The sequence below is a fragment of the Trueperaceae bacterium genome, from assembly GCA_031581195.1.
Lineage (GTDB): Bacteria > Deinococcota > Deinococci > Deinococcales > Trueperaceae > SLSQ01.
In genome coordinates this window covers 1-5,183 of sequence record JAVLCF010000141.1, presented here as the reverse complement: position 1 = coordinate 5,183, position 5,183 = coordinate 1, and the positions used below count along the sequence as shown (strand labels likewise).

Here is a 5,183-nt window from a genome sequence, read left to right as displayed (position 1 = left end):
CCGTGACGCGTCCCCACCGATCCACGCTTGCCACGACCGGATCGAGGGCATGCCAAACGATCTCGACGTCGGTGGGGCTCGCGTCACCCAACGACGCGTGCAACGCCTGCGTGTCTCCCGTCGTCATGTCGAGTGCCGAGGGCGTGACGGTGAACGTCACGTCGTCGGAGGGCGAGGGCGTCGGTTCCGGCACGACCCCGTCCCGCTCGACGATCGTCACGGTCGCCAGGCCACGCGCGGCGACGTCCTCGACGCTCGTGGCGTGAACCACGCACGTTCCCGTCTCCAAGGGGGCATGAAACGTCGCCGACACCCCCTGCCCCGTCACGGTTCCGCACCCCGCCGACCAGGACACGGCATCATCGGATGCGCCCGTGACGACCGCCGATAACGGTACGGATTCGCCGGCGCCCACCTCGGCGTCGCTTGGCGACACGTGAACGGAGACCGAAGCGTCGATCGTCACACGTGCGGTTGCCTGCACGGCGGGGACGTCGATGCTCTGCACGGTCACGTCGCACGACGCGACGTCTGCATCGCTGGGCGCCTCGAAGGTCGCTTCGAGCCCGTCAGGGATAACCTTGCCACACGTCGCCATCCACGTCACGTCGGTTGGGGACGCATTCATGGGCGTGATGAGCAGCCACTGCGCGGTGAAACGTGCCGTGTCGCCTGGCGCGAGGGTCGCCTCCATCGGTGCAATCACGAGGCGTTCGAGCCTACTGCGGACCGTAAGGGTGGTCACGGCGAACCGATCGGGATCAGCACGACTCTCGGCGCGAATGGCGCACGTGCCCTCATCATCGGGTGCAAGGAAGGTCACCATGCGACCGGAACCTTCGACGGTGCCGCAGGTGGCCTGCCAATCGACGCCTCCGTCGGATGCGCCTAGGACGCTCGCCTCGAGCTGCATGCGGCTTCCGGTGGGCACCTCGGCGACACGCGGCACGGTCGCAACCCGAATGGTCTTCCCCTGCTCGAGAACGGTGACGCGAACGTCGGTGGGCGTAGGTGACGCTGGGTGCGAAGCGCGGACGGTGCACACGCCAGGCGTGGAGGGGGCCGTGTAGCGAACCCTCGATCCGGCCCCGCCCACGGTCCCGCAATCGACCGTCCAGTGCATCGCCCCTTCGTCGCCACCCTTGGGTTCCACGACGAGGTCGATGCTGGCGTTGACGTTGACCGACGTGGCGGGTTTCGACGCGACGAGGTGCACCGTGCGCTCGACTCGGTCGCCTGGCTCGCCCGTGTTCGCTTGCGGCGTCGAGCACGCCACCAAGACGGCAAGGAGCATGCCGAGGGGGAGAAGGAGTTTGTGCACCTGGAACCGTTGCATTCGAATACGCTCCGTTCCTACGTCGCGGTCGGTCCGACACGGTGAGGATGTCATGCGAGAGAACTCGGACGAAGAAGCCTCGTGGAGGGTGTCCGAACATCGAAGGGACATGCGCGCGCGAAGGCTGTGTTGCCTCTCGTTGGCGTGCTCGAGCGTCCAATGCGAAGCCGCGAAGAGCCTTGGAGCGGCGCCCGACGTGGCGACGAAGTGAACGCAGCCCATGCATCACGGTTCACGCTCGTGGAACACGATGGGAAACGCCAAGGGACCGCCCGTCAAGGTACGCACTGAGCCCACCCTCCGGATCGTCGGCCTCCAATCCGCACGCACTATTCACTTTATCCGGTACGCCACCGTTCGTGTGATTGTTCATAGGGTTTTTGGTGTTCAGACGCACATCAATGGTAGGGTGCCGTGAAGGGAGATCTTCATGAATCTAGTCATTCGCAAGCTCGGATTGGCCGCCGTGCTCGTCGCAACCCTGACGGCCTGCGGCGGTGGCGGCAGCGGTAGTAGCTCCGCTCCGATTCAGGTCGAGGGGATTTGGGGCGGCGTCCTGAACCAATCCGGTGACGACTTCGCCATCTTCGCCATGGACGTGACAACGACGAGTACGGGTGTCGTCTCGGGAGACGGCGCCATCCGGTTCGCGGCTTCCGCGAATGACGTTCCCGTATCGGTGTCAGGGGCAACGACGCCCACGAGCATCGCCATTACGCTGACCGACGTAGCGGATGACACAATCATTATCGACGCGCGGAAGGAAGGACGCGTGTACCGGGGAACCTGGCGCTACCCCTCGGGTTCCCTCGAAGGTAGCGTCCGTGTCGTATCGGAGGAGAACGTTGACCTTCTCTCCCTGGGTACGTCGCGTGCCGATCGGCTCACGATCCGCGAAGCCCTCGAGGACTGAGCGCTCTTTCGTTCGTCATTGAGGCCGATTCGGTACGAGCGTCGCGCCCATGAAGCCCGACCCCTCCCGTGCGATCGAGGCCTCGTGCAAGGCCGAGACGATGGAAGAACGGCGCGAACGGTATGCCGGGAGGAGAGCGGACGTCCGCTCTCCTCCTCTTCATGATTGGAGCGACGTTCCAGCTCCGCCGCCTACGCTGGATAGGACGGACCGGGAACGCGAAGGTACCGCCCACCGAAGTACCGACGGAACCCATGCCATGGAAGCGCGTTCGTTCCCGTCACGTGCACACCGCCATCGAGGACCGCGACGTTGAGGAACGCGCCCACCACCTCCGCGCCAACGCCGACCATCGTGGACGACGCCGCCGTGCGTGACACCGGGTCGAGGGGGGCCTCCCCCTCACGCTGACCCATGGCGTCATCACGACCTCAAACGATCTGGATGGTGAATGCCGTCACCTTGGCGTTCGCGCCCGGTAACGTCAATACGCCGCCACGGCCGACGAACCAATGGCCGTTCCACGCTTCGGGTGTGTCCCCGTCCACGGGCTCCCCGTGTGTGCCGTCGGTCGCCACGGCAGCCTGACGCCACGGAGTCCAGGTCCACGTCGTGACCGCGAGGCGTTGCCAGTACTCCGAAGGTCCCCTCTGTATCTCCGGTCGCTCCATCCCACGTGACGGCACGAGCGCGCGCACGGGCATCGCGGTCCCCGAGCCTTCGTACGCAGTTGCCTCGTATGGCTACGGCCGCCCCGATCAGTAGTTCGTTCATGACGTCGCTCATCGCTTCATGGAACGCCCGTTCTGCCGATACGCATTCCCCGTGGACGTCGGCGCGTGGGGCCGCCGGTGATCAATTGGACGGCGTCTTCCAACGGTCATCGCAAGACTCTGCCCATGCGCTTAGGTTGGCGCCTGCCCGTCGAGCGCCCCCCCGGGGCCGCAAGTTGTGGCCGTCTGCGACGGTGTCGAGATGCGCCTGCGCAACCTGGTCGAACTCCATGGCTTTCGGGAAGGATGGGCGCAATCGACCGTTCGCATGCTCGTTGCTGCCTCGCTGCCAAGGACGATGCAGATCGCAATCGAAGACGTGGACGCCCGCATCGACGGGGAACCTGGCGTGTTCGCTCATTGCCTTGCCCTGATCCCACGTCAGCACCGTGCGCAAGGTGGCAGGTCGTTCCGCTTTGCGAACTGCCAGCGCGTCCCTCACCTGGGCGGCCGTCTGACGGTGCGGGAGGTGCAGCAGCATCACGACCCTCGTCGATCGTTCGACGAGCGTCCCCATCGCGCTCCTCCCGTCCTTCCCGATCATGAGATCCCCCTCCCCACGACCAGCGGCCGCACGATCGACACCCTCCGCAGGTCGTTCGCGCATCAGGACCACCCCGCGAATCGTACCGCGTGCCGCCACGCGCCTCAGCGGCCACCGCCTACCCTGCCCGTCGGAAGGCAGGCCGTGCGCTCCTTCCGGAACGCTCCACGGTCTTGCAGGAACGGCGTCCCGTCGATGGTGTCGTGACCGATGTGCATCGCCTCATCGTCAGGGGACGCGCGTCGAAGGTACGTGCTGACCTGCTCGGGCGAACAGAGCTGCGTCGAGAGCGGCTCGACCTCGTACGGGAAGCGAGGGTTCATGGCCAACGTGGGGTGTCGGGGCCGCATTGAGCGTCGGATGGCTTGTGGGTCGGCCCACCAGGCTCGATACCTACTGCGACCACCGTTCACGCGCACCTCGCGCGAGATGGTCGACGGCACCCCCCAAGCGTTGCAGCGATCGCCCGTAGCGACAGGCCGTTCCTCAAGCCGCGACTCGTCTCCCCCCGCCCGGCCGGCGACGATCACGGTGGTGTGTGAACGCCGTTCGCTTCGACGTACTCGCTCCCTCTGCGTTCCGAACGGCCAGTAGAGGAACCGAAGCGAACCGTTCAACTCCACGGCGATCTCTGCGCACGAGCGTCCCTCGAGGAGCCGTTGATACGTAAGCAACCGCTCTGCGTCCGTAAACCGTCGTCCTTCCCATCGTCCCTTCGCTCGATCCATCTCGCCTCCCTGAAGGCCGTCGACGTCACGACGTCAAACGGCCGGATGTTGCGTTGATGGATTGAAACCCCCCCGTCCACGAACAAACCGGCGGTGACGATGTTGCAAGCCCCTCGGTCACCACCCCAGCAAAGCGCAACTGTACGATCTCCTCAATCCTCCCCCCTGGAAGCGCCGCGAACGATGGCTCGCTGGCGTCGGCACACGTGTCACGCTCCGTTGGCGTAGCGCACGGCGCACCGTGAGTCGGCCTCTCCCGGGGAACGGCTCCGACGACATGGGGAGACGCCCACGGTTCTTCGTGCGAGCGAAAGACCGCATGCGGACGGGTCGCGGCGTGCCGCCTCGCTCGTCTTCGGCAGCGAGGCAATACCGCCAGGAAAGGTACCTACGAAACGCGATACGTTCCAACGCACGGACGGACCAGCATGTCCCCAAGTCTTCGAAAACGGATCTTCCCACGCACGTTCAAACGCCGTTCTCGATCCGCTCTTTTGTCCTTTGCCATCCGCGACATGCACCCGATCCGACCGCGATGAGCGGAGTCGCGCCCATCAACACGATCTTCAACACCCCCGACCACCCGTTCGACGCGTTCCCGGAGGACGAAATGTAGGACGCGATCGTGCGCGACGCATGCGACGACGATCGCCGGGAGAGCGACGACGGTGGCACCGAGCCCCGCCTACGGTACGGGAGGCACGGGAACCTGGGCTGACGCCCCAGCGGCGCCAATGGAGGGGAGGCCCCCCGCGCCGGCGCGGGGGGTCTCCCATTCGAACGTGATCCGGTGGGGTTTCTGAGGCGGCGGTGGGTGGCCCCCCGCCGCGCCTCAGCGCAGGGGGACGCGAACCGGGGTGGCCTGCACGTCGCCGGTCCCGCCGACTTG

3 protein-coding genes are annotated in these 5,183 nt (G+C 65.9%); 1 reads left to right on the top strand and 2 read right to left on the bottom strand.

All coding sequences use genetic code 11. The annotated features are described in order from the left end of the window. Positions 1-1,336 (bottom strand): hypothetical protein (locus RI554_10435; protein ID MDR9392432.1); only part of this gene is annotated, 1,336 nt, incomplete at its 3' end. 430 nt (positions 1,337-1,766) lie between these two features. Here RI554_10435 and RI554_10430 point away from each other — a divergent pair. Further along, complete coding sequence (locus RI554_10430) at positions 1,767-2,249, top strand: hypothetical protein (GenBank protein ID MDR9392431.1); 483 nt, start codon at positions 1,767-1,769, stop codon at positions 2,247-2,249. A gap of 855 nt (positions 2,250-3,104) precedes the next feature. Here RI554_10430 and RI554_10425 read toward each other — a convergent pair. Beyond that, entirely contained in the window at positions 3,105-3,707 is a 603-nt protein-coding gene (locus RI554_10425; GenBank protein ID MDR9392430.1) for an IS30 family transposase, read from the bottom strand. Positions 3,708-5,183: the final 1,476 nt, after the last annotated feature.